Here is a 22,525-nt window from a genome sequence, read left to right on the forward strand (position 1 = left end):
GATCGGTTGCGCGGCGCTCATTGCCCGAGAACGCGTCGTGCCTGACGCGTTTCTGGATGATGTTCGGACGCGCTGGGCGTCAGGGCGGGCCATCCAGGCCGAAGACTCCGCCGAACGGATCGACGAGCTGGCAGATGCTGCGCCCGCCGCCGATCGTGAGCGGCCCCCGATGATGCTCGGCTCCCGCACCGAGAAGCGCCTCGCGATGGGTGCGCAGATCGCCCGTCGCGACCATGCCGCCGTCGCCGACGAATGTGACCGTGAATCGCAGATGTACACACAGCCGTCGGCCTGAGAACTCGGGGCGCGCCGCGAGGGGGCGGGTCGTTCACGCGATGTTCATGCGGCCCGCTGTTGGACATGGCACCCAGAGGCGCTAATATGGAGTCATTCCAGTTAAGGAATGCTTGCGGCGGCGCTACGCTCGCCGCCGATCCCCAACGCGAAGGAGCATGACGTGTCGCTCATCAACACGACCATCAAGCCGTTCAAGGCCACCGCTTTCAAGCAGGGCGAATTCGTCGAGGTCTCCGAGGCCGACGTCGCCGACAAGTGGAGCATCTTCTTCTTCTACCCGGCCGACTTCACGTTCGTCTGCCCGACCGAGCTCGGCGACCTCGCCGACTACTACGACGAGCTGCAGAAGCTCGGTGTGGAGGTCTTCTCCGTCTCCACCGACACCCACTTCACGCACAAGGCATGGCACGGCTCGTCCGAGACGATCGCCAAGATCGACTACGCGATGATCGGCGACCCGACGCTGCAGATCTCCCGCAACTTCGAGATCCTGCGTGAGGACGAAGGCCTCGCCAACCGCGGCACCTTCCTCGTCGACCCCGACGGCGTCATCCAGTTCACCGAGGTCACCTCCGAAGGCATCGGCCGCAACGCCGCCGAGCTCGTCCGCAAGGTCAAGGCCGCCCAGTACATCCGCAACCACCCGGGCGAGGTCTGCCCCGCCAAGTGGGAAGAGGGCGCCGAGTCGCTCACGCCGTCGCTGGACCTCGTCGGCAAGATCTGAGTTCAGCCCTTTGCAGGCTCAGACTGAACTCAGCTGTGCCCTCTTGACCTGACTCCTCAATGCTCACACTGGAGGCTTCGCAAGCTCAGCCTCCAGGCTCGCTTGATCGTCGCCAGGTCGTAGCCGGTCGCCGCCTCGCTGTGATCACCGAACGAGTTCGCACGCTCACTCGTTCGCCTCCGACGGCGGGGCGGCGCCCGGCCTGGCGTGATCGCCTGAGAGCTGGCCCCACGTGGAGACTTTTTCTGCTCTCAACTGTGGGGGCTCATGCTGCTGGCAGCGCCCGCCCGCTTGAGGAGTGAAACTCGGCATGGCGGAGTTTCAGTCCGCAACGCCCCGGTCGAGCACCGAAACCCTGCAATGCAGAGTTTTGGCCCTCAGGCCGCGGGTGGAGGGTGACGAGAACGCCCCCAGGGCTCTCGTCCCTCTCCACTCGTGACCTGCCCCGCCCCGGTCGCCCGTGTGGGCTCACAAGACCTTCTCGCCAGACCTTCTCTCCACAGATTCTTGACACACCGCCCCGTTCGGGCCAACCCGTACCTTTTTCGTCCTCTCGCCGACACCAGGAGGCACCCCATGGCCGTTCTCGACGCCAACATGACAGCCCAGCTGCAGCAGCTGCTCGGCAACCTTCGTGAACCGATCGTGCTGCGCGCCAGCCTCGACGACTCCGACAAGTCGAAGCAGACCGAAGAGCTCCTCAAGGAGATCGAGGCGCTGCACGACAAGGTGAGCTACGAGCGCAGCGACGACAACGAGCGTCGGCCGAGCTTCGAGATCGCTCGCGCCGGCACGGACGTCGGCGTCCACTTCGCGGGCCTGCCGATGGGGCACGAGTTCACGTCGCTCGTCCTCGCGTTGTTGCAGGTCGGCGGCCACCCCGTCAAGATCAGTGACGAGCAGGCGCAGCAGATCCGTGACATCGAGGGCACGTTCCACTTCGAGACGTACATGTCGCTGACGTGCCAGAACTGCCCCGACGTCGTGCAGGCGCTCAACGCGATGAGCGTGCTCAACCCGAACATCCACCACATCGCGATCGAGGGCGGCGCGTTCCAGGACGAGATCGAGGCGCGCGACATCAAGGCCGTCCCGACGGTCTACCTCAACGGTGAGGTCTTCGGCCAGGGCCGCATGACCGTCGAAGACTTCATCAGCAAGCTCGACACCGGCGCCGACGCGAAGGCTGCGGCGAAGCTCAGCGAGAAGGAGCCGTTCGGCGTCCTCGTCATCGGTGGTGGCCCCGCGGGCGTCGCGGCCGCGATCTACACCGCACGCAAGGGCATCCGCACCGGCCTCGTCGCCGAGCGCATCGGCGGCCAGGTGCTCGACACGAACGCCATCGAGAACTTCATCTCGATGCCGTACACGGAGGGCCCCAAGCTCGCCGCCGCGCTCGAGGCGCACCTGCACGAGTACGAGATCGACGTGATGAAGGCGCAGAAGGTCGCGTCCATCACCGACGAGGACGGCCTCAAGAAGGTCGTCACCGAGACGGGCGCCGAACTGCGCGCCAAGCAGGTCATCATCGCGACGGGTGCCCGCTGGCGTCGCATGGGCGTTCCGGGCGAGGAGGAGTACCGCAACAAGGGCGTCACCTTCTGCCCGCACTGCGACGGTCCGCTGTTCAAGGGCAAGAGCGTCGCCGTCATCGGTGGCGGCAACTCCGGCGTCGAGGCTGCGATCGACCTGGCGGGCGTCGTCGGGCACGTCACCGTCGTCGAGTTCCTCGACACGATGCGCGCCGACGACGTGCTGCAGCGCAAGCTCAAGTCGCTGCCCAACGTCGACATCATCCTGTCGGCCGCGACGAGTGAGGTCGTCGGCGACGGCAAGGGCGTCACCGGCCTGACGTACACCGACCGCGAGACCAACGAGAGCAAGATCATCGAGGTCGAGGGCGTGTTCGTCCAGATCGGCCTGCTGCCGAACACCGAGTTCCTCGACGGTGTCGTCGACCTCAACGAGCGCAAGGAGATCGTCATCTCCGACCGCGGTGCGACGTCCGACCCGGCCATCTTCGCCGCCGGCGACGTCACGACCGAGCCGTACAAGCAGATCGTCGTTGCCGAAGGCTCCGGCGCGACGGCCGCACTCGGCGCGTTCGACGCGAGCATCCGCGGCTGATCCGTCAGCGTGTTTCACGTGAAACGTCCCGGTCACCCTGAGGTGGCCGGGACGTTCTGCGTCGATACGCCCTGACGCAGTTGCGCGGTCAGATGCCCCATCTCGATTGCGTCGACGACGGGCACGAACCTGCGCGTCCAGGAAGTGAGGCAGCCAAGCCGGGGGCTTTCACAGGGTTCATCTGAGTCTGGACATCCCAAACGCTGGCCGACATCGCCAGGACACTGACGGCGAACGGTCGACCCGCCGCCCGCGCGTCGATAACGAACAGGTCACGCCTGGTTGCTACCGTGTTGCGTCATCCAATCCACGCCGGGAAGCCCTGGAGGCGCCATGCTCGAGCAGCTGCAGCTCATTCTCAAGGCCCTTCCCTGGACAGGCCCGGCCGTGCTCGGCGGGTTCGTCCTCGCGCTGCTGACGACGTTGCTCTTCCCGACGCGCCGCTCACGCGCCGATCGGCTCGGGTTCGCACTGCTGACGTGGTGTCTCGTCGTCGCGGCCGTCGTGACGTTGAGCCCGGTCAAGAACGACTACTTCGGCGTGCCGACGGCGGGCTGCGACTGGTCGGTGTGGCGGCCTCTGGCCCGTGAGTACTGGTTCAGCGCCGGCTCGCGGCCCCCGAACGTGTGGCTGTTCCTGCCTGCAGGCGTCGGCGTCATGCTGCTCGACGGCGTGTGGCGCAAGATCCTCGGCGTCATGGTGTTGTTCGCGCTGCCGCCGGGCATCGAGACGCTGCAGGATCTCTACCCCGAACTCAAGCGCAGTTGCTCGAGCCAGGACGTCGTCGACAACTGGACGGGTCTCGTGCTCGGCCTGACGCTCGGGCTCGTGCTGGCGATCCTCCTCGCGATCGTGCGTGCCATCTCGCGCGCCTCACGGCGTCGGCGTGAGCGCCGCGCGGGAGTGCTCGAGGGTGGCTCTGCGCAAGGTGCGCACCCGGCGGACGCTCGCACCGACGAGCGTCTCGACGACGCATCGCGCGCCGCCGAGCGTCCCCTCCCGCTCGGTGGCCGCGCCGACAGTCGCCCGTACGACGACTTCGGTGACTTCGACGACACGCCCAGCTCGACGCGGTGGTACGAGCGCTCGGGTGAAGCCGCCGTCGACCACACCCCGCCCTACGGCACGTCACGCGACGAGGCCCGGACGCAGGCGCTTCGGCCCGCGCGAGCCAATGACGGCGACGATGACGCGCGGACGCAGGCCTTCCGTCCCGTGCGCGCCGACAACGGCGATGACGACGCCCGGACGCAGGCCATGCGCCCCGGACGTCCCGGTCGTGACGTCGGCACTGACGGCGCGAGCGCGCCGCGTCACGGGCGCGGCGGAGACGACGACACCGAGATCATTCGGCGCACATGACCCCGAACAAGGGGACGAACGAAGCCAGGCGACCGTCGCAGGTCCGCCCCACCGGCCCGGCCATGCCAGCTGACAGCGACCGCGGTTCGACCGGCTACCTCGCGCGCGTGCGTCAGGGATGGAGTCGGCTGACACCGCGCCAGGCGTTCGACGAGCAGCAGCGTGGGGCCGTCATCGTCGACACGCGGACGGCGGAGCATCGCGCCGAGAGCGCGAACATCCCGGGTGCGCTCGTCATCGACCGCACGGTGCTCGAGTGGCGTCTTGATCCGAGCAACGCGTGGCGCATCCCGGAGGCGAGCAGCTGGGAGACGCGATACATCGTCATCTGCCGCCACGGTTTCTCCTCGAGCGTCGCGGCGCGGGCGCTTCAGGACGTCGGGCTCGTCAACGCGACCGACGTCATCGGCGGGTACGCAGCCTGGGTCGAGGCGCGTCTGCCGACGACGCACGCCCCCGCCGACGTCCGCTTCTGAGCCGTGCACACCTGCGATTCTGGGTCACATTCGTCCCCGGCGCCCCGCGTCCGTAGCCGCGTCCTTACGCTTCACGCATGAACTTGACGCGCGTGGCCGTGGTCGGCGCCGGACCCAACGGCCTCGCCGCGGCCGTGACGCTGGCGCGCGCCGGGCTCGCCGTCGACGTCTTCGAACGCAACGGGTGGACGGGCGGTGGCGCGGCCACCCGCGAACTCAGCCTGCCGGGTTTTCGCCACGACGTCGCGAGCGCCGTCCACCCGATGGCGCTCGCGAGCCCGTTCTTCCAGGAGTTCGACCTTGCGCGGCGCATCGACCTCGTCGTGCCCGAGGCCTCGTTCGCACATCCGTTGCCGGGGGGCCGTAGCGGCATCGGGTATCGCGACCTCGACCGTGCGGCCGACGCACTCGGCGCGGACGGTGACGCCTACCGCTCCTTCCTCGGCCCCGTCGTCGAGCGCCTGCGCGGCGTCACCGACATGACGATGAACACGCTGCTGCGGGTGCCACGCGACCCGATCGCGGCGGCCGTCTACGGCGCGCGCGTCCTGGAGGCGGGCACGCCCGCATGGTCACGCCGGTTCGTCGAGGACGTCGCCCCGGCGATGCTGACGGGGTGCGCCGCGCACACGATCGGCCGCCACCCCACTCTCGCCATGGCCGGTGGCGGGCTCATGCTGAGCGCAACCGCGCACGCGCAGGGTTGGCCGGTGCCGGTCGGTGGTTCACAGGCGATCGTCGACGCGCTCGTCGCGGACCTCGAGGCGCACGGTGGGCGCGTCCACCTCGGGCGGGAGGTCACTGACCTCGCGCAGCTCGACGAGTACGACGCGGCCGTGCTCGACGTCGGCGTCCCCGCGTTCCTGACGATGGGCGCCGCGCGCCTGCCTGATCGCTACCGGCGCGCTCTCGAGCGGTTCAAGCCGGGCAGCGGCGTGAGCAAGGTCGACATGGCGCTCGCCGGGCCGGTCCCGTGGAGCGATCCGCGCATCGGCAAGGCCCCCACGGTGCACCTCGGCGGCACACGCGGGCAGATCGCGGCGGCGGAGAACGACGTCGCGCGCGGGCGGGTGCCCGAGCGTCCCTACGTTCTGGCCGTGCAGCCGAGTGTCGTCGATTCCACGCGCGCGCCGGCCGGGCAGGCGACGTTCTGGGCGTACGTCCACGTGCCGTTCGACAGTGACGTCGACGCCACCGAGGCCGTCCTCGCCGCCGTCGAGGAGCACGCCCCGGGTTTCCGTGACCTCGTGCTCGCCTCAACAGCGACGCGCGCCGACGAGTTCGCGGCGGCCGTCAGTCCCAACTTCGCGGGCGGCGACTTCGCGAGCGGCGCCGTCACGATGACGCAGATGCTCAAGCGTCCCGTCGTGTCACCGACGCCGTGGCGCACACCCGCCGACGGTGTCTACCTCGCGTCGGGAGCGACGACGCCGGGCCCCAGCGTCCACGGCATGTGCGGCTGGCACGCGGCGCGAACCCTGCTGCACGACAACGAAATCCCCGCCCCGAACCTCGCGCCCACCTCGGCCCGCTGAATCGTCACGATACCCAGGGAGGCGTGCCCTCTCACGCACCGCCACCACCATCGTCGAGGCCATGCCGACATCGGCGACACGGGCGACATCGGCGACACGGGCGGCATCGGCCACCCGAGTTGCGCGCTTCGGCCCACAGGCGGCGTCGCAGGCGGCACACTGGCAGATCGAAGCTGCCACGACGAAAAGGGGTCAGATGATGTCCGAGACGAGGCCGAAGCAGATCCACGCGTTCACCGACGATGCGCTCGGTGACATGGACGCGACAGCGCTCGCCGACGCCATCGACTCGGGCCGCATCAGCGCGACGGAGGCCGTCGAGGCTGCGCTCGCGCGCGCCGAGAAGGTCGACGGGGTGCTCAACGCCATCGAGTTCATCGACGCCAAGCGCGCCCGTCAGCGTGCTGGTCGTATCGACGCGGGCCTCGGAGGTGGGCGCCACGATCATCCGGACGCCGCGCTGCGCGGCGTGCCGAGCGCGTTCAAGGACAACGTCGTCGTCGCCGGCGTGCCGATGACGCAGGGGTCGGAAGCGATGCCGCGCGTCAGCAACCGCCGCAGCGGCAAGGTCGTGACGCAGATCCTCGGCACGGGCATCGTCCCCATCGGCACGACGACGATGCCGCCGTTCGGCTGGACGGCGACGACGGAACGCCCTGGCGGCAACGTCACGCGCAACCCGTGGGACACGTCGCGCAGTTCGGGCGGTTCCTCCGGCGGTTCGGCGGCGCTCGTCGCGTCGGGCGTCGTCCCCATCGCGCACGGCAACGACGGTGGTGGCTCGATCCGCATTCCCGCCGCGACGTGCGGCCTCGTCGGCCTCAAACCGACGCGCGGGCGCCTCATCATCGGTGAGAGTTCCGCGCAGATGCCGGTGAAGATCGTCACCGACTCGGTGCTGACGCGCACGGTGCGCGACACCGTCACGTTCTTCGAGGACGCCCAGCGCGTGCACCCGGCGCGCCGCCTACCGCCGATCGACGTCACGTCGCACCCCGGGCTGACGCGCCCGCTGCGCATCGGGTTCATGCACGACAGTCCGTTCGCGCCTCCGTCGGATGCACCGACGCGAGCCGCCGTCGACACGGCTCTCACGATGCTGGGCGGGCTCGGGCACGACATCGTCGACTGGCAACCGACGATTCCCGAGTCGTTCCAACAGGATTTTCTCGACTACTGGGGTTTCCTCGCGTTCAACACGGTGGCGGGCGGCAAGCGCCTGTTCCACAAGGATTTCGACGCGAGCAAGCTCGACCCGTTGACGCTCGGGCTCGCGCAGATGGGACGCCGCCGGCTCGCGCACGCGCCGAAGTTCCTCGCGCGTCTGCAGGCGTCGGGTCGTGTGTACCGTTCGCAGATGGCGAGCGGCCCCGATGTCTTCGTCTCACCCGTCCTCGCCCACGTCGCACCCGAGATCGGTTATCTCGCAGGCGATCTCGACTACGAGACGCACCTCGAGCGCGTGCTCGCCTACTGTGCCTTCACGCCGCTGCACAACGCGACGGGCGCACCCGCCATCAGCCTGCCGCTGGGACGGACCGATGACGGGCTGCCGGTCGGCGTCATGATCTCCGGGCAGATCGGCGACGAGAACACGCTGCTGCGGCTGGCTCTGCAGATCGAGGCGGCCCACCCGTTCCGTCGCCTCGACCAGATGGGCGAGGCGGCCCAGGGCGGCGTTCCGAACCGCGACGAACCGGGTGCCGGCGCCGCATCGAACGGCGCGTGACGACGGCGTTGTCGGTGACGCCAGGCACAATGGCGACGTTCGACGAGCACCTGAAGAACGAAGGAGACGCAGTGGAGCGTTCAGGCACGCGCGTGCGCGCCCGACTCAGTCGGGCGTGGTGGGCGGCGTTCGTCGTCGTCCCACTTGTTCTCGGCGCTGCGGCCGCGTTCCTCGGCAAGTCCTCGATCGAATCCAACCTGCAGCAGCGAGTCGAGCGCAGCGTCGCCGGCACGGGCGTCGCTCAGGTCTCCGTCTCGGTCGACGGCCGCGACGTCACCGCCGTCGTCCCGGCGCGTTCGGGCAACGACGCCATCGACTCGGTGCGCGACGCCGCGTCGCACGTCGACGGCGTCCGCACGGTGAAGGTGCACCGATGAACCTCGTGATCGACAGCGTCTTCGTCATGCTCGTCTGTTTCGTGCTCGGCGCCCTCATCGCCTGGCTGCTCGCCGCCGCGCTCTACCCGACGCGCCGCGACCTGCGCCAACTCGACGAGCAACACGAGGGCGACGCGGGGAGCGTCCGATGATCTGGCTCGCCGCTCAGCTGTGGCCCGCAGCGCTGCTGGCGCTCGTCGCCGGTTTCGCCATCACCTGGTTCACCGTCGTGCGTCGCCTCGACGATGCGCCCGTGAGCGCTGAGCGTGAGCGACGCGACGGTGGCTCGCGGCGTGCAGGACGTTCTAGCGGCGGCCATTCGGACGCAGGACGCGCCGGCGCAGGACTCGCAGGTGCAGGACGTTCGGATGCAGCAGGCTCGCGCCGTGACGACCCGTCCGACGGGCTCGACGACGGCGAGCCCGTCAACTGCGAGCGACACGTCGCGTCCCGGGTCGACGGCGAAGAACGCGACGAGGCCCGCCCCGACGTACCCGCGCATCGCACGAGTGGCAGTGTCGGCAGCGCGTTCACCTCGCGCCGCGACGAGTGACGCGCGGCCGCTGGCACACCGACGACGGGCCAGGACGAACATTCGACGAGCGAGGAGCTGACATGAGCGACGACACGATCAACGACCCCTACGACGAGGCCCCGGTTCACGTCCTCGATGACGAGGCAGAACCCGACGCCGAGGCTGACGGTGGATCCGACGCTGACGCCGACGCCGACTCTGACGACGTCGTCACCGACACGGGCACCGATGACGACGACGCCGGCTCGCTCGGCGTCTCGTGAACCGCGCTGTGCCGCTGAACCCCACGCTGCTTCGGTGAGTACCCGAGTCGACGCGCCGAGTGAGCGCGCACGAACAGCGCTCGGCCGTCTGCGAGGCCAGATGGCCTGGCCTGGTACGAGACTCGACGTGGCCCGCACGCGCCTGCCGCGGCGTCAACTGCTCGCCGAGACGGTCATCGTCCTGCTGCTCAGCCTCGGCGCGAGCGCGATCTGGTCGGCGCTTTCGCTGCTGCGCACGGCCCTGACGGCGCGCGCGACGCACACGTCGATCAGTCAGCAGACGTCGACGCTCAACTCGTCGCGTTCGAGCACGCAGTGGCTCGACGTCGTCTATCAGCTCGTGCAGATCGCGCTGGCGCTCGTGCCGGTCGCGCTCGTCGTTCTCCTGCTGTCGCGCGAACTGCGGAAGCCGCTGGCCTACCTCGGGATCGACCGCACACGCCAGGCACCCGACGCCGTCCTCGGTGCGCTGCTCGCCGCCGTCATCGGCATCCCGGGCCTCGCGCTGTACCTCGTCTCGCGGGCCATGGGCATCAACACGACGGTCGTCGCGTCCGGCCTGGGCGAGCACTGGTGGGTCTTTCCGATCCTCGTCCTCGCCGCCGCGCAGAACGCGATCCTCGAAGAGGTCGTCATGATCGGCTACCTCTTCACGCGCTGGTCGCAGGCCGGGTGGGGGCGCACGAAGGTGATCGTCGTGAGCGCGCTGATCCGCGGCAGCTACCACCTGTACCAGGGCCTCGGCGGGTTCGTCGGCAACGTCGTCATGGGCCTGATCTTCGGCTGGCTCTACACGCGCACGCGACGCGTCCTGCCGCTCATCGTCGCGCACACGATCCTCGACGTCGTCAGCTTCGTCGGTTACGAGCTGCTCGCCGGCCGCGTCAGCTGGCTGTGACGCCCTGGCGGCGCCATCCGAAGCGTCGCAGCACGCGACTCCAACTGCCTGTGCGCGGCCGATAGACGGTGAGAGCGCGGTAGGCGACGTCGAGGTCGAGCACCGTCCCCGAGCCGGTCACCTCGCCGTCGCGGGCGAACAGGATGGGACCGCCGACGACCTCGAGGTGAGCCTTCGGCGCGTCGAACTCGTGGTAGAGCGGCAACCGTCCGAGCCCGCCGGTGAAGACGGCGAACAGCGTGCGGACGGCGGCCCACCGCGAGCCTCGCTCCAAGAACCGCAGGTCGAGCTGCCCGTCGTCCATGCGCAGCCGCGTCTGCGGTGCGTCGCCGGGCGGGTCGTAGCGGCCATTGCCGATGAAGATGCCGGCGAGGGTGTACTCGCGGTTGTCGTAGCGCAACATGAACGGCTCCGCGGTGCGCAGCATCCGCCATCCGGCGACGACGGCGGCGAGCGGTTTGCCGATGCGCCCCTCGAGCTTCTCGCGGCGGATGACGAACTCGGGGTACGAGCCGGCGCTCGCGGTGTTGAGGAATATCTCGCCGTTGAGGCGCGCGACGTCGACGGCCGTGCACCATCCTTGCTCGATCGCCCGCGCGGTCGCGTCGACGCTCACCCCGAGCGCCTTCGCGAAGTGGTTGAACGTGCCGGCGGGGAACACCGCGAGCGGCACGTCGTGCTCGATCGCGTGCCGCGCACCAGCTTGCAGCGTCCCGTCACCGCCGCCGACGCCGAGCACGTCGCAGCGCGCGGCCGCGTCGGCGAGCAGGTCGTCGAGATCCTGCCCCTGCCCGAGGCGGACGATCTCCACCTCGGGCAGCAGCTTCTCGATGCGTCGGATGACGCGCGCGCCGTTACCTCCTCCTGCTCGCGGGTTGATGACGCAGACGACGCCCGCGCCGCGCGGGTGGGGCGGCACGTCGATCGTCAGCGGCGGCGCCGGCGTCACCTTTGCCGGCGGGGCGGACGGTTGCACGCGCGCCCCGAGCGTCGAGACGGCCGAGCCGATCGCCCAGCCGACGGCGACGTCGCTCGGGTAGTGGGCGCCCGTCGCGATGCGGGAGAACGCGACGAGTCCCGCGAGCGCCTGCACGACGATGCCGGCCGCGGGCGCTTCCGTCGACACACCCATGGCGAAGGCGGCGGCGCTCGCGCTGTGGCCGGAGGGGAATGAGTTCGACGTCGGCAGCCGGAAGACGCGCCGAGCCAGCGGAACGCTCTCGATCCCGGGGCGCAGGCGTGGCGCGAGCCGCTTGCCGACCTGGTTCGTCAGGAGGCTCGCGAGGGCGATGTTGCCGAGCCCGCGCTCGGCGGCCCACTTGAGCCGACGGTCGCCGGTCGCGGCGAGCCCGGCGCCCACCGCCATCCACAGCACCGAGTAGTCGGCGGCGCGGCTCAGCTTCGGCATGACGCGGTCGAGCATGGGGCTGCGGTGCTCGGCGATCGCCGTGAACAGCGAACGGTCGAGACGGTCGACGTCACGCACGACGCGCATGATCTGCGGGGTGAAGCGGGGTCGGGGCAGACGCATGACGGTTCCTCGTCGCTCGAGTCGTCGGTTGGCATGTCCACCTTGCCACCATGAGCATCCGGGCGCTCCCGGATCTGCGCCCCACCTTCGGCGTGGTGTCAGCCGTTCTTCGAGGCGCGTCGTGGCCACAGCGTGTAGCTGACGGCCCACAACACGTCCAGGCCGAGAATGACGCCCATCCACGTGTAGTTGCCCGAAAGTGCGCCCGCGGACGAGGTGTCGGCTGCGATCGCGATGAGTACCGCCGTCAGCGTGCAGGTGATGGCCGCGGCCACGCTCGTCCGCGCGACGTCGGCCCAGCACTGGCGGGTGTAGGTCGCCCCGGTCGCCTTGACGGGCGCCGGCCCGGCCGCGAAGCGATGGGCGAAACGTGTGTCACACCAGTCGATCATGCGATGGCCGTAGGCCACGCTGAATCCGATGTAGACGGCGGCCACCGCATGCCCGAGATGTGCCGCGTCACCGCGGTGCAGGCTGATGGCCGTGGCGGCGAGGAGGACGAGGTCGGTCACGGGGGCCATGACGAGCAGGGCAGCTCCGAGGCGCCGGCGCTCGAGGAGGTAGCGCGCGGCCAGGCCCGCAATGACGAAGACCCAGAAGAGGATCTCGCAGGCAGCGATGATGGCGACGATCATGACCCTCCCAATGAGTACGGTTGTACCAAAAACAAGTTAGCACGACCGTACTAAGATGGCGGGGTGCCGAAGGTCATCGATCATGCCGCGAGAGAGATCGCCATCGCAGAGGCGGCATGGGAGGTGCTCCGTAGCAGGGGAATCCGGGGTCTGTCCGTTCGCAACGTCGCCGCGCAGGCGGATCTCGCGGTCGGCTCACTGCGTCGCTCCTTCCCGACGCAGCGCAGCCTCGTCCGATTCTGTCTGGAGCTGGTGCTCCAGCGCGGGGTCGAACGATTTCGCGCGTTGCCAGTGGACCTCGACGCCCGCGAATTCGCGTGGCAGGCGTGCACCCACGTCCTGCCCCTCGACGAAGACCGCCGCGTCGAGATGGAGGTCTGGCTGGCCCTGTCCATCAGCGCGTTGGCGGACCCGCAGATGCGCGAGGAGTGCACCAAGTCCGACGAAGCGTTGCGCCAGATGTGCGTCATCGTCATCGGCCGCCTCGACGCGGTCGGCCTGCTGGCCGGATCGCGAAGCGCCGACTCTGAGCCCAGGCGTCTGCACGCCCTGCTCGACGGGCTGGCGCTGCAACTCATCCGTCAGGGGCCGGATGATCCGTGCGACTGGGCGCTCGACGTGCTGCAGGATCACCTCGAGCAGCTGACGGGTGCGGCGGCGGGGTTTCGGGACATGCGTGACCCGGGTCACTGAACACCCGGGCTGAGTGATTAGGATCACGTCATGACGAACGAGCTCAACATCGCCGCCAACCTCACGCGCACCGCCGAGCGTCAGCCGGACGACGTCGCGATCAAGCTCGACGACTTCACGCTGACGTGGTCGCAGCTGGACGACGCGACGCAACGACTCGCGACCTTCCTCGCCGACCAGGGGGTCGGCGTCGGGGATCGCGTCGCGCTCAGCCTGCCCAACGTGCCGGCGTTCCCCGTCGTCGCGTACGGCGTGTGGCGCGCGGGCGCCGTTCTCGTGCCGATGAACCCGCTGTTCATGGGGCGCGAGATCGACTACTACTTCGAGGACGCCGGCGTGAAGCTCGCGTTCGGCATGGCCGGTGAGATGGCCAAGGCGGCCGAGCAGAAGAGCGTCACGTTCGTCGAGGTCGGTGACGATCAGCTGCAGAGCCTGCTCGCGAAGTTCGAGCCGACGTTTGACATCGTCGAGCGCGATGGCAGCGACACCGCCGTCATCCTCTACACCTCGGGGACGACAGGTCGCCCGAAGGGGGCCGAGCTCACCCACGACAACCTCGAGAAGAACCAGGACGTCACGGCGCGCACGCTCGTCGAGGTGACGTCCGACGACGTCGTCATGGGCTGCCTGCCGCTGTTCCACGTCTTCGGCCTGACGTGCGCGATGGCCGTGTCCGTCTCCAGGGGCGCGACGCTGACCCTGCTGCCGCGCTTCGAACCGACGAAGGCGCTCGAGATCATCGAGCGTGACTCGGTCACCGTCTTCGAGGGCGTGCCGACGATGTACCAGGCGATGCTCGCGGCCGCCGCGAAGGCACCCGAGGTGAAGCTCGCGTCGCTGCGCACCTGCATCTCGGGTGGTTCGGCGATGCCCGTCGAGGTGCTGCGCAAGTTCGAGGAGCGCTTCGACGCGACGATCCTCGAGGGCTACGGCCTCAGCGAGACCTCACCCGTCGCGTCGTTCAACCACCCGAACGCGCAGCGCAAGCCCGGTTCGATCGGCACGCCGATCGAGGGCGTCGAGATGAAGGTCGCCGACCTCGACGGCAACCCGCTGCCCGTCGGTGAGGTGGGCGAGGTCGCCGTGCGCGGGCACAACATCATGAAGGGCTACTGGAACAAGCCGGAGGAGACGGCAAAGGCCATCCGCGACGGCTGGTTCTACACCGGCGACCTCGCCCGCCAGGACGAGGACGGCTTCTACTTCATCGTCGACCGTTCGAAGGACATGATCATCCGCGGCGGGTACAACGTCTACCCCCGCGAGGTCGAGGAGGTGCTGTACGAGCACCCGGAGATCGCGGAGGTCGCCGTCGTCGGTGTGCCCGACGAGCACTACGGCGAGGAGGTCGCCGCCTTCGTCGTGCGCACCGAGGGCTCGAACCTCGACGCCGACGCCGTCAAGGCCTTCGCGAAGGAGCGCGTCGCCGCGTACAAGTACCCGCGCCACGTGACGTTCATCGAAACGCTGCCCAAGGGCGCGACCGGAAAGATTCTCAAGCGCGAACTGCGGCCGCAGTGAACGATGTTCGCCTCACCCCGCCCGTCGGGGTGAGGCGGTGACGCTGACCTCGCCCCTCGAGACGCCCGCGGGTCCTACGATGGCGAGCATGACGACTTCACGAGGCGACCGTCTGCTGCTCGTCGTGGCCCGGCTCAACCGATGGGCGTCACGCCACGCGCAGCTGCCCGCCCCCGCGGCTCAGCTGCGGCTGCTCTCCCTCATCAACGACCTCGGCCCGTCACGCATCGGCGATCTCGCGACGGCCGACAACTCGTCTCAACCGACGATGACGACGCAGGTCAAACGCCTCGAGGGCCTCGGCCTCGTCAATCGTTCACAGGACGCGCGCGACGGGCGCGCGACGCTCGTCACGATGACGCCCGCAGGCCGGGAGACGCTGACGAAGGCACGCGAGGCGCGCGCCGAGGTCGTCGTCCCGCTGCTCGACGGCATGAGCGAGGACGAACTTGCGACGCTCGACGCCGCTCTCGAGATCCTCGAGGGACGCCTCGCGAAGCAGCGCGCCGACACTCAACCCTGACGTCTCGTCGCCCCCTGACCCGGGCGTCACGAACCCCCGAGCCACCCACCCCGAACGTCATGATGGCGGGTAACTCGCGAGTAGGCGCGAAGTTGCCCGCCTACCTGTGAGTTACCCGCCATCGTGTTCGCCTGCGCGAGCGTGAGCGGCGTCAGCGCCCCTCGGCCGCCTTGGCCTCGGCTGACTTCTGCTCAGCCGACTTGTCGCCGTCACCGCGCGCGATGGACTCGGCGGCCCGCTGCATCTCGAGCGCCTTGACCTCGGCTTGGGCCTTGGCGCGCGCCTTGGCAGCCGACTTCGACTTCGGGGCCGTGTGCGTCGGCGTCTTGCCGCCGTCGTGACGGTCGGGGTAGCCCTCCTGGAAGCCGCCCTCACCCTCGTCGAGGATGTGCTTGGCGGGGCCGACGATGAGCGGGTCGGGCGCGTGGATGAAGTCGGTGTTCTTGCCCGGGTAGTCGAGCGAGTCGAGCACGTAGCGCATGACCTCGACGCGGGCGCGCTTCTTGTCGTTGCTCTTGATGACCGTCCACGGGGCCCACTCGGTGTCGGTGTGCTCGAACATGGCCTCCTTCGCCTTCGTGTAGTCGTCCCACTTGTCGAGGGAGGCGAGGTCGGTGGGCGACAGCTTCCACTGACGCAACGGGTCGGTGCGGCGCTTCTCGAAGCGCGTCAGCTGCTCGGCCTTGCCGACGGAGAACCACAGCTTGCGCAGGTGGATGCCGGAGCCCGTCAGCATCTGCTCGAACTGCGGCGCGGTGCGCATGAACTCGTCGTACTGCTCGTCGGTGCAGTAACCCATGACGCGCTCGACGCCGGCGCGGTTGTACCAGGAGCGGTCGAAGAAGACGATCTCACCGGCGGTGGGCAGGTGCGAGACGTAGCGCTGGAAGTACCACTGGCCCATCTCGCGCTCGGACGGCTTGTCGAGGGCGACGGTGCGCGCACCACGCGGATTGAGGTGTTCGTTGAAGCGCTTGATCGAACCACCCTTGCCGGCGGCGTCACGCCCCTCGAAGATGAGGACGACCTTCTCGCCACTCTCCTTGACCCACGCCTGCATCTTGAGCAGTTCGATCTGCATCTGGCGCTTGAGGTACTCGTACTCCGTACGTGTCATCTTCACGTCGTACGGGTAGTTGTGCTGCCAGGTCTCGTCCTGCGTCTTGAACTTCTTCTTTCCCATGCCCCCATTTTGGTCGACATGACATCCCCAGGGCTAGGGTTTGGCGCCAGGATGGGTCAAACGTCCCCTCGCGTTCACGCAGCGGCTTCGTCAGGCTGGCGAGCACACGTGTGCCATTCGGGCGGATGCTGCCCGCGGATCATGCGGGAGGCGGCCACCCGTAAGGGCGGTGCGGCGGACGTCGGGCTCGTGGTGCACTGGCCTGCAGGCGTCCGAGGTGCTCGGACGCGACCCACCGCGAAGGAGCAGAGCATGAACTCGTACACCGACGAAGAGCTGCAGGCCGCACGCCAGGCCGCGCAGGCCGCCGTCGACACCGCGACGTCGTGGGACTACAGCGCGAGCGACGCGAAGATCGCCGACAAGCTGCAGGAGGGCCTCGACGCGGCCGGCGTCACCGTCGACACGCCCGAGTTCGAGCGCCTCGTCCGCGAGATCACGGCGCTGAAGGACGACGAGGACGCGGGTACCCCCACCGTCGAAGCCGCGCTGCCGAAGACGCAGGCCTGACCCACGCCTGAGCATCGACCGCTCACCGCCGCCCCGGCCCCGTATCCTCGCCGCTGCCCAGCGGTTGTCGGTGCGGGGTCATAGGGTGGTGGCATGTCTCGCGCGCACATCGCCTCCCGCCTCGAGGATCGGCTGAACAGCTCGACGTCGACGCTGCTCGAGCGGCGTCACTGGCGCAAGCGCGTGTTCCCGTACGTCGGGTTCGGCTCGGTCGACCCCGAACTCGAGGGGCGTAACCCCTACGTCAGCGCCCCACGCCCGAAGACCCAGACGTGGCGTGCATCGGGGCAGCCGAGCGGCCGTCAGCGCCGCATCCCCGAGGGCGGGCGCGCCGTCGTGCTGGGCCGCGTCGTCATGGGCAAGAGCGGCCAGCCCGCCGTGCCCGCCGCGCACGACGACTCGCTCGTACGCCGCGGATTCCGGGCCTTCTTCTCCGTCCCGCAGACCGGTGAAGAGGTGACGGTGAGCCTCGGCGCCGCGCGCGCCGTCGGCCACACCGACCGGGGCGGGTACTTCGACATCGAGGTCGTCGGCCACGGCCTGCGCGACGGCTGGCACGAGGCGACGATCGAGTGCGACGGCATCGTCACGCACGCCGCGATGCAGATCATCAGCGGTGAGGCGCGCTTCGGCATCATCAGCGACATCGACGACACGGCCCTCATCACGGCGCTGCCGCGCCCGCTCATCGCGGCGTGGAACACGTTCGTCGTGCGCGAGACGGTGCGTCGCGAGGTGCCGGGCATGGCGGCGTTCTATCGCTCGATGCTCTCGGGGCACCCGGGTGCGCCGATGTTCTACCTGTCGACGGGTGCCTGGAACACCCAACCCGTTCTCACGCGTTTCCTGCGCCGCAGCGGTTTTCCGCGCGGCACGCTGCTGCTGACGGACTGGGGGCCGACGGAGACGGCGTGGTTCCGCTCCGGCCCGGAGCACAAGCGTCGCTGGCTGCGGCGTCTCGCGTCCGAGTTCCCGGACGTCCGCTGGCTCCTCGTCGGTGACGATGGCCAGCACGACCCGGCGTTGTACGAGAAGTTCGCGCTCAGTTATCCCGAGCACGTCGCGGGTATCGCCATCCGTCAGCTCACGCCCGCGCAGCAGCTGCTCAGCCACGGCCATCCCTTGCAGATGGACGACGTGGCCGGTCGGGTGCCGGGCGTGCCGTGGCTCGAGGGGCCCAACGGTTTCGTGCTCCACGAACGTGTGAGCGCGGTCGTCGATCCGGGGCGTGGTTCGGTCGCCGCCATTGCGGCCCCGCAGGCGCGACGGGCGAGGAGACATGTTCATGCCTGAGCTGCCAGAGGTGAGCGGGCTCGTCGGGTTTCTCGACGAGCGCATCGTCGGGCGCGCGATCGTCGGGGTCGAACTCGCCTCCATCGCCGTGCTCAAGACGTTCGACCCGTCACCGCAGGCGCTCGCGGGGCTCGTCGTCGACGCCGTCAGCCGCCACGGCAAGTGGATCGCCCTCGAGACGAGCGGCGGGCTGTCGCTCGTGTTCCACCTCTCGCGTGCCGGCTGGCTGCGCTGGTCCGACGCGCTGCCGACGACGGTGTTGCGGCCCGGCAAGTCGCCGATCGCGCTGCGCGTGCGCTTCGACGACGGCTCCGGTTTCGACCTCACCGAGGCCGGCACGCAGAAGCGCCTCGCCGTGCACATCGTGCGTGACGTCGTCGACGTGCCGGGCATCGCGAAGCTCGGCATCGACCCGCTGTCGCCCGAGTTCACCCGCGAGGCGTTCGGGCAGCTCGTGGCGAGCAGGCGCATGCAGATCAAGGGGTTGCTGCGTGATCAGAACGAGATCGCGGGCGTCGGCAACGCTTACTCGGACGAGGTGCTCCACGTCGCGAAGCTCTCGCCGTTCGCGTTGACGTCATCGCTCGAGCCCGGGCAGATCGACACGCTGTACGACGCGCTGATCACGACCCTGACGAATGCCGTCGACGCTGCGGCCGGCAAGCCCGCGAAGGATCTCAAGGACGCCAAACGCGCCGGGATGCGCGTGCACGGGCGCACGGGCGAGGCGTGCCCGGTGTGCGGCGACGTCATCCGCGAGGTGTCGTTCGCCGACCGTTCGTTGCAGTACTGCGCGACGTGTCAGACGGGCGGCAAGCCGCTCGCCGATCGACGGATGAGCAAGCTGCTCAAGTGAGCCTGCTCGCGAGATGCCTGGCGGGTGATGTCAGTTCGCAGGCCACAACATGGCGGGTAATTCAAAGGTATGCAGCCAACTGCGCGCCCCCCTGCGAGTTACTCGCCATCGTGCCAGGAGGCCGGGTCCGGGGCGGCGCCCGGTGTGACGCGGATGCCGCCGTGACGATATCGTGACCTCGACGAGATCGTCTTCCCGTTTTCGTTCGTCCCCCACTCAGGTGTGCAGCCAGAGCGTGGGCGTTGTCGACGGGGCTTGAAGAAGGGTGAGGGCCATGGCTGACGTGACGCGCCGCGCGGCCCTCGCCGCACCCGTGGCCGCGCTGGCGGCAGCCGCCGGAATCGCGGGTTCGGCCGGGGCGCTGGCGGCATCGACGACATCGCCCTCGCTCGTCACCGGCACTGACGCGGACGCGCTGCGCGCCCTGCACCTGCAAGCCCTCGCCGTGACGCCGAACGTCGCCGCCGTCGTCGCGCGGCTCCATGACGGCGAGTTGTGGGCGCACCAGGACGACGCGGTCGCCATCGAACGCGCCGCAGGTGGCGTCGTCGTCGTGGCGTTGCCCGTCAAGCACTCCGCCGTGAGCCGCATCGACATCAGCACCCCGAGCGCGCCCGACACGTCGGTGAGCGTCGACACGCGGCCCGACGCGCTGCGCTCGTCGTTGCTGCGCGTCGTCAACAAGCGCCTCGCGCTGGCCCGTTCGGACGAGCCGAAGAAGCTCCTCGCGGCGCACGGCGTCATGATCGACGAACGGCTGAGCAAGCCTCTCGACGCGATGTTCGCGCGCGCCGAGCGCGAGCACGTCGCGCTCGAAGCCGTCAGCGCACACCGCGACTTCGACGACCAGGCCCGCGTCTACGACGCCTACGCCGCGCGCGACGGCAAGCAGGCCGCCGACACGTACTCCGCGCGCCCCGGCCACTCCGAGCACCAGCTTGGCCTGGCCCTCGACGTGCGGGGCGTCGACCGTCAGCACGAGCTCGAGCCCGCATTCAAGGACACGCCCGTGGGTCGCTGGGTGGGCGCTCATGCGCACGAGTTCGGTTTCGTCGTGCGCTACCCCGAGGGCCAGCACGCTGTGACGGGCTACGAACCCGAACCGTGGCACCTGCGTTACGTCGGCCCCGAGGTCGCAGCGTTCATGCATGCGCGACGCGACATCGCGACGCTCGAAAAACTCTTCGGCCTGCCCGCCGCGCCGGGATACTGACGGCTTGGCGCCGCCTGCCTGAAGCCGCGCCGGATGTCGAGTTCTCCGCCCCGGAGAGCACCCCGATGCTTGCCTTCGATGCACCGCATGATTGATGGCTCGTGGTGTTGTCCCTCGGAGCCGCCAGCGAGCCCATCGCATCGTGGCAGCAATGCGTGCCGAGGTCACTTCTTCGGCGCGGGCACCTTCGCGAACGCGTCTGCGTCGCCGTGGCCGCCTGCGAGGTGGTTGAGGGGCCAGACGACGGCGATGGCGCGCCCGGTGACGGCGCTCAGCGGCACGCTTCCGAGGCGTCCGGTGCCGTCGTCGTGCGAGCGACTGTCGGCGGAGTCGTCGCGGTGATCGCCCATGACCCAGATGTGCCCGGCCGGCACGGTGATACTCCACTTGCTCGCCTGCCCGGGGCTCGGCGCGCAGCCGTCGAGCCCGGCCTGCAGGTACGGCTCGTCGACGGCGACGCCGTTGACCGTCAGCTTCGCGTTCGGCTCGGAGCAGCTGACGACGTCGCCGGGCAGGCCGACGACGCGCTTGACGAGGTGGTTGCCCTCCGCAGCGATGTGCGTGGCCGTCGCGACATCGCGCACCGCCTTGCGCCAGCCCGTGGGTGCGGCCTGCGCGGGTTCCCAGTGCAGGTCGTCGGCGAAGACGACGACGTCACCGCGCCTCACGTCCTGGCTCCACTTCTCGACGACGATGCGGTCGCCGACCCCGAGCGTGTTCTCCATCGACCCGCTGGGGATCTTGAACGGCTGGGCGACAAACGTCGAGATGAGCGCCCATGCCACCCAGATGATGACGATCGTGAGGAGACGATCGCGCCACACCGCGAGCTTCGGATTCATGCCCGACATCCCACCATCCCAGCCTGAGAGAGCCGTGGCACCGACGGCCAGACGAGGTGAGGCGCCGGGCCATCACTGGCCGCGGCGCCCCGTCGCGAATGATCGTTCAGCGTGAACCGATCACTTGGCGGCGGGCACCTTCGAGAAGGCGTCCTCGTCGTTGTGGCCGCCGGCGATGTTGCCGATCGGCCAGACGACGGCGAGACCCCGGCCGGTGATGTCGCTGACGGGCACGCTGCCGAGGCGTCCGGTGCCGTCGTCGTGGTAGCGGCTATCGGCCGAGTTCGAGCGGTTGTCACCCATGACCCACACCTTGTCCTTGGGCACGGTGATGGAGAACTTGTCCTGGCACGGCTGCACACCCGATTTCAGGTACGGCTCGGTGATCGCGACACCGTTGACGGTGAGCTTCTGCCCGGGCCCCTCGCACGAGACCTTGTCGCCGCCGACGCCGACGACGCGCTTGACGAGGTGGCTGCCGCTCGCGGACAGGTGCGTCACCTCGGCGATCTTGCGGATCCCTCCGGTGATGACGTTGCCGCTCGGAACGGGGTCGGTCCAGTCGCCCGGATCCTTGAACACGATGACGTCGCCGCGCTTGACGTCCGTGAATCGCGGCGCCCACTTGGCGACGACGATGCGGTCGCCGACCCGCAGCGTGTTCTCCATCGAACCGGACGGGATGCGGAACGGCTGCACGACGAACGTCGTGATGAACGCCCAGATCGCCCAGACGGCGACGACGAGGATGAGGCGGTCGAGCCACGTGCGAGCCGCCGAGCGTGGCTCGCGCTCACGCTTGTCGTCACCGGATGCCGTTGCAGCAGTAGCGCCGTCGTCGCGCGAAGGGCGCAACGAGGTGGCGTCGCCGGAGACGGCGGACGTGGCGTCCTCACGCGAGGAACGCGCCGACGTGGCTTTGCGGGAGCTGACGAACGTGGCGCCATCGCGGGTGTCGCTCGTCGAGGAGGTCGTGTCGGACCCGGTGGCGGCAGCGTCTTCGGCCGCAGGGTGCGGGTCGGCGTTGCGCCGCGCGCGGCGCGAGAGGGGGGAGTCGCTCACGTCAGATGACGTTGGCGTCGCCGCCGCCGACAGCCTGGATCGGCTTGCCGTCGGCGTGCCACTGCTTCATGCCGCCCTCGACGTTCGCCACGTCGAGACCCTGCCCCTCGAGCCATTGCACGGCGCGACTCGAGCGGCCGCCGCTGCGGCAGACGACGGGGAGGTCGCCATCGACCTCGGGAAGCTCGCCGACGCGGGCCGGGAGCTCCGCGAGGGGGATGTGGATGGCGCGCGGCGCGTGACCGGCGTCGTACTCGTCCTGCTCACGAACGTCGAGCACGACGGCGTCGTCAGCAATGTCCTTCGGAGTCACGGTGTTCATGCGTGCAAGCCTCTCACG

At 69.3% G+C, this 22,525-nt stretch carries 25 protein-coding genes; 19 read left to right on the forward strand and 6 right to left on the reverse strand.

Annotated features, from left to right (window positions below):
* Positions 1–37 precede the first annotated feature (37 nt).
* From EDC82_RS14435 to EDC82_RS00905, 12 genes are all read left to right on the forward strand, one after another.
* Positions 38–295 carry a hypothetical protein gene (locus EDC82_RS14435; protein WP_160126162.1) on the forward strand — a complete coding sequence of 86 codons (258 nt, stop codon included), beginning with the start codon at positions 38–40 and terminating at the stop codon, positions 293–295.
* Positions 296–457: 162 nt separating this feature from the next.
* Positions 458–1,021 carry an alkyl hydroperoxide reductase subunit C gene (gene ahpC / locus EDC82_RS00855; protein ID WP_006943499.1) on the forward strand — a complete coding sequence of 188 codons (564 nt, stop codon included), beginning with the start codon at positions 458–460 and terminating at the stop codon, positions 1,019–1,021.
* A gap of 576 nt (positions 1,022–1,597) precedes the next feature.
* Positions 1,598–3,148: an alkyl hydroperoxide reductase subunit F gene (gene ahpF, locus EDC82_RS00860; protein WP_131940279.1), complete on the forward strand. Its 1,551-nt coding sequence runs from the start codon at positions 1,598–1,600 to the stop codon at positions 3,146–3,148.
* Positions 3,149–3,481: 333 nt separating this feature from the next.
* On the forward strand, positions 3,482–4,510 hold the full coding sequence (locus tag EDC82_RS00865; RefSeq protein WP_006943537.1) for a hypothetical protein: 1,029 nt from the start codon (positions 3,482–3,484) through the stop codon (positions 4,508–4,510).
* A 62-nt stretch (positions 4,511–4,572) separates the two neighbouring features.
* Positions 4,573–4,986 (forward strand): rhodanese-like domain-containing protein, encoded by a 414-nt coding sequence (locus tag EDC82_RS00870; RefSeq protein WP_235006060.1) that lies wholly within the window; start codon positions 4,573–4,575, stop codon positions 4,984–4,986.
* A gap of 77 nt (positions 4,987–5,063) precedes the next feature.
* Positions 5,064–6,521 carry an NAD(P)/FAD-dependent oxidoreductase gene (locus EDC82_RS00875; protein WP_062257478.1) on the forward strand — a complete coding sequence of 486 codons (1,458 nt, stop codon included), beginning with the start codon at positions 5,064–5,066 and terminating at the stop codon, positions 6,519–6,521.
* A gap of 199 nt (positions 6,522–6,720) precedes the next feature.
* Positions 6,721–8,250, forward strand: coding sequence for an amidase (locus EDC82_RS00880; RefSeq protein ID WP_231729462.1), 1,530 nt, complete (start codon positions 6,721–6,723; stop codon positions 8,248–8,250).
* Between the two features lie 71 nt (positions 8,251–8,321).
* A complete protein-coding gene (locus EDC82_RS00885; protein WP_156444955.1) occupies positions 8,322–8,627 on the forward strand; it encodes a hypothetical protein in 306 nt (101 codons plus the stop codon).
* Entirely contained in the window at positions 8,624–8,779 is a 156-nt protein-coding gene (locus tag EDC82_RS00890) for a lipopolysaccharide assembly protein LapA domain-containing protein (RefSeq protein ID WP_006943511.1), read from the forward strand. Before EDC82_RS00885 ends, EDC82_RS00890 begins: the two co-directional genes overlap by 4 nt.
* Entirely contained in the window at positions 8,776–9,180 is a 405-nt protein-coding gene (locus EDC82_RS00895) for a hypothetical protein (protein ID WP_062257482.1), read from the forward strand. Before EDC82_RS00890 ends, EDC82_RS00895 begins: the two co-directional genes overlap by 4 nt.
* Before the next feature lie 62 nt (positions 9,181–9,242).
* Positions 9,243–9,425, forward strand: coding sequence for a hypothetical protein (locus EDC82_RS00900; protein ID WP_062257483.1), 183 nt, complete (start codon positions 9,243–9,245; stop codon positions 9,423–9,425).
* Between the two features lie 127 nt (positions 9,426–9,552).
* On the forward strand, positions 9,553–10,323 hold the full coding sequence (locus tag EDC82_RS00905) for a CPBP family intramembrane glutamic endopeptidase (RefSeq protein WP_006943541.1): 771 nt from the start codon (positions 9,553–9,555) through the stop codon (positions 10,321–10,323).
* Here the strand turns inward: EDC82_RS00905 and EDC82_RS00910 are convergent.
* Positions 10,310–11,854 carry a bifunctional phosphatase PAP2/diacylglycerol kinase family protein gene (locus EDC82_RS00910; RefSeq protein ID WP_131940281.1) on the reverse strand — a complete coding sequence of 515 codons (1,545 nt, stop codon included), beginning with the start codon at positions 11,852–11,854 and terminating at the stop codon, positions 10,310–10,312. The genes EDC82_RS00905 and EDC82_RS00910 overlap by 14 nt on opposite strands.
* A 98-nt stretch (positions 11,855–11,952) precedes the next feature.
* Positions 11,953–12,489: a hypothetical protein gene (locus EDC82_RS00915; RefSeq protein ID WP_062256154.1), complete on the reverse strand. Its 537-nt coding sequence runs from the start codon at positions 12,487–12,489 to the stop codon at positions 11,953–11,955.
* A gap of 63 nt (positions 12,490–12,552) precedes the next feature.
* Between EDC82_RS00915 and EDC82_RS00920 the strand changes: the two genes are divergently transcribed.
* The 3 genes from EDC82_RS00920 to EDC82_RS00930 all read left to right on the forward strand — a co-directional run bounded on the left by EDC82_RS00920 (position 12,553) and on the right by EDC82_RS00930 (position 15,226).
* A complete protein-coding gene (locus tag EDC82_RS00920; RefSeq protein WP_051805479.1) occupies positions 12,553–13,182 on the forward strand; it encodes a TetR/AcrR family transcriptional regulator in 630 nt (209 codons plus the stop codon).
* A 30-nt stretch (positions 13,183–13,212) separates the two neighbouring features.
* On the forward strand, positions 13,213–14,703 hold the full coding sequence (locus EDC82_RS00925; protein ID WP_131940283.1) for a long-chain fatty acid--CoA ligase: 1,491 nt from the start codon (positions 13,213–13,215) through the stop codon (positions 14,701–14,703).
* Between the two features lie 88 nt (positions 14,704–14,791).
* Positions 14,792–15,226: a MarR family winged helix-turn-helix transcriptional regulator gene (locus tag EDC82_RS00930; RefSeq protein ID WP_040014252.1), complete on the forward strand. Its 435-nt coding sequence runs from the start codon at positions 14,792–14,794 to the stop codon at positions 15,224–15,226.
* Positions 15,227–15,377: 151 nt separating this feature from the next.
* On the opposite strand, the gene ppk2 is transcribed toward EDC82_RS00930, so the two are convergent.
* Positions 15,378–16,409 carry a polyphosphate kinase 2 gene (gene ppk2 / locus EDC82_RS00935; RefSeq protein WP_062256158.1) on the reverse strand — a complete coding sequence of 344 codons (1,032 nt, stop codon included), beginning with the start codon at positions 16,407–16,409 and terminating at the stop codon, positions 15,378–15,380.
* A 252-nt stretch (positions 16,410–16,661) separates the two neighbouring features.
* Here ppk2 and EDC82_RS00940 point away from each other — a divergent pair, with 252 nt between their 5' ends.
* The 4 genes from EDC82_RS00940 to EDC82_RS00955 all read left to right on the forward strand — a co-directional run bounded on the left by EDC82_RS00940 (position 16,662) and on the right by EDC82_RS00955 (position 20,281).
* Positions 16,662–16,919: a hypothetical protein gene (locus EDC82_RS00940; RefSeq protein WP_006943508.1), complete on the forward strand. Its 258-nt coding sequence runs from the start codon at positions 16,662–16,664 to the stop codon at positions 16,917–16,919.
* A 93-nt stretch (positions 16,920–17,012) separates the two neighbouring features.
* The gene (locus tag EDC82_RS00945; protein ID WP_006943514.1) at positions 17,013–18,212 is read left to right on the forward strand and encodes an App1 family protein; all 1,200 of its coding nucleotides are present in this window, start codon (positions 17,013–17,015) and stop codon (positions 18,210–18,212) included.
* Complete coding sequence (locus EDC82_RS00950; RefSeq protein WP_006943568.1) at positions 18,205–19,068, forward strand: Fpg/Nei family DNA glycosylase; 864 nt, start codon at positions 18,205–18,207, stop codon at positions 19,066–19,068. The genes EDC82_RS00945 and EDC82_RS00950 overlap by 8 nt, the downstream gene beginning before the upstream one ends.
* A 274-nt stretch (positions 19,069–19,342) precedes the next feature.
* A complete protein-coding gene (locus tag EDC82_RS00955; RefSeq protein WP_082740444.1) occupies positions 19,343–20,281 on the forward strand; it encodes a M15 family metallopeptidase in 939 nt (312 codons plus the stop codon).
* A gap of 164 nt (positions 20,282–20,445) precedes the next feature.
* Here EDC82_RS00955 and lepB (EDC82_RS00960) read toward each other — a convergent pair whose 3' ends face one another.
* From lepB (EDC82_RS00960) to EDC82_RS00970, 3 genes are all read right to left on the reverse strand, one after another.
* The gene (gene lepB, locus EDC82_RS00960; RefSeq protein ID WP_160126163.1) at positions 20,446–21,123 is read right to left on the reverse strand and encodes a signal peptidase I; all 678 of its coding nucleotides are present in this window, start codon (positions 21,121–21,123) and stop codon (positions 20,446–20,448) included.
* Positions 21,124–21,243: 120 nt separating this feature from the next.
* Positions 21,244–22,185, reverse strand: a complete 942-nt coding sequence (gene lepB, locus EDC82_RS00965; RefSeq protein ID WP_006943518.1) for a signal peptidase I — start codon at positions 22,183–22,185, stop codon at positions 21,244–21,246.
* Position 22,186: 1 nt separating this feature from the next.
* Positions 22,187–22,507 (reverse strand): rhodanese-like domain-containing protein, encoded by a 321-nt coding sequence (locus EDC82_RS00970; RefSeq protein ID WP_006943527.1) that lies wholly within the window; start codon positions 22,505–22,507, stop codon positions 22,187–22,189.
* Between the last annotated feature and the right edge of the window lie 18 nt (positions 22,508–22,525).

Source organism: Dermacoccus sp. SAI-028, assembly GCF_004346775.1.
Classification (GTDB): Bacteria; Actinomycetota; Actinomycetes; order Actinomycetales; family Dermatophilaceae; genus Dermacoccus; species Dermacoccus nishinomiyaensis.

Bases quoted from the DNA above. Each gene is read 5' to 3' on its own strand.
- ahpF (WP_131940279.1), top strand. From the start codon at position 1,598: ATGGCCGTTCTCGACGCCAACATGACAGCCCAGCTGCAGCAGCTGCTC.
- EDC82_RS00865 (WP_006943537.1), top strand. From the start codon at position 3,482: ATGCTCGAGCAGCTGCAGCTCATTCTCAAGGCCCTTCCCTGGACAGGC.
- EDC82_RS00870 (WP_235006060.1), top strand. From the start codon at position 4,573: ATGCCAGCTGACAGCGACCGCGGTTCGACCGGCTACCTCGCGCGCGTG.
- EDC82_RS00875 (WP_062257478.1), top strand. From the start codon at position 5,064: ATGAACTTGACGCGCGTGGCCGTGGTCGGCGCCGGACCCAACGGCCTC.
- EDC82_RS00880 (WP_231729462.1), top strand. From the start codon at position 6,721: ATGTCCGAGACGAGGCCGAAGCAGATCCACGCGTTCACCGACGATGCG.
- EDC82_RS00890 (WP_006943511.1), top strand. From the start codon at position 8,624: ATGAACCTCGTGATCGACAGCGTCTTCGTCATGCTCGTCTGTTTCGTG.
- EDC82_RS00895 (WP_062257482.1), top strand. From the start codon at position 8,776: ATGATCTGGCTCGCCGCTCAGCTGTGGCCCGCAGCGCTGCTGGCGCTC.
- EDC82_RS00900 (WP_062257483.1), top strand. From the start codon at position 9,243: ATGAGCGACGACACGATCAACGACCCCTACGACGAGGCCCCGGTTCAC.
- EDC82_RS00910 (WP_131940281.1), bottom strand. From the start codon at position 11,854: ATGCGTCTGCCCCGACCCCGCTTCACCCCGCAGATCATGCGCGTCGTG.
- EDC82_RS00915 (WP_062256154.1), bottom strand. From the start codon at position 12,489: ATGATCGTCGCCATCATCGCTGCCTGCGAGATCCTCTTCTGGGTCTTC.
- EDC82_RS00925 (WP_131940283.1), top strand. From the start codon at position 13,213: ATGACGAACGAGCTCAACATCGCCGCCAACCTCACGCGCACCGCCGAG.
- EDC82_RS00930 (WP_040014252.1), top strand. From the start codon at position 14,792: ATGACGACTTCACGAGGCGACCGTCTGCTGCTCGTCGTGGCCCGGCTC.
- ppk2 (WP_062256158.1), bottom strand. From the start codon at position 16,409: ATGGGAAAGAAGAAGTTCAAGACGCAGGACGAGACCTGGCAGCACAAC.
- EDC82_RS00940 (WP_006943508.1), top strand. From the start codon at position 16,662: ATGAACTCGTACACCGACGAAGAGCTGCAGGCCGCACGCCAGGCCGCG.
- EDC82_RS00945 (WP_006943514.1), top strand. From the start codon at position 17,013: ATGTCTCGCGCGCACATCGCCTCCCGCCTCGAGGATCGGCTGAACAGC.
- EDC82_RS00950 (WP_006943568.1), top strand. From the start codon at position 18,205: ATGCCTGAGCTGCCAGAGGTGAGCGGGCTCGTCGGGTTTCTCGACGAG.
- EDC82_RS00955 (WP_082740444.1), top strand. From the start codon at position 19,343: ATGGCTGACGTGACGCGCCGCGCGGCCCTCGCCGCACCCGTGGCCGCG.
- lepB (WP_160126163.1), bottom strand. From the start codon at position 21,123: ATGAATCCGAAGCTCGCGGTGTGGCGCGATCGTCTCCTCACGATCGTC.
- EDC82_RS00970 (WP_006943527.1), bottom strand. From the start codon at position 22,507: ATGAACACCGTGACTCCGAAGGACATTGCTGACGACGCCGTCGTGCTC.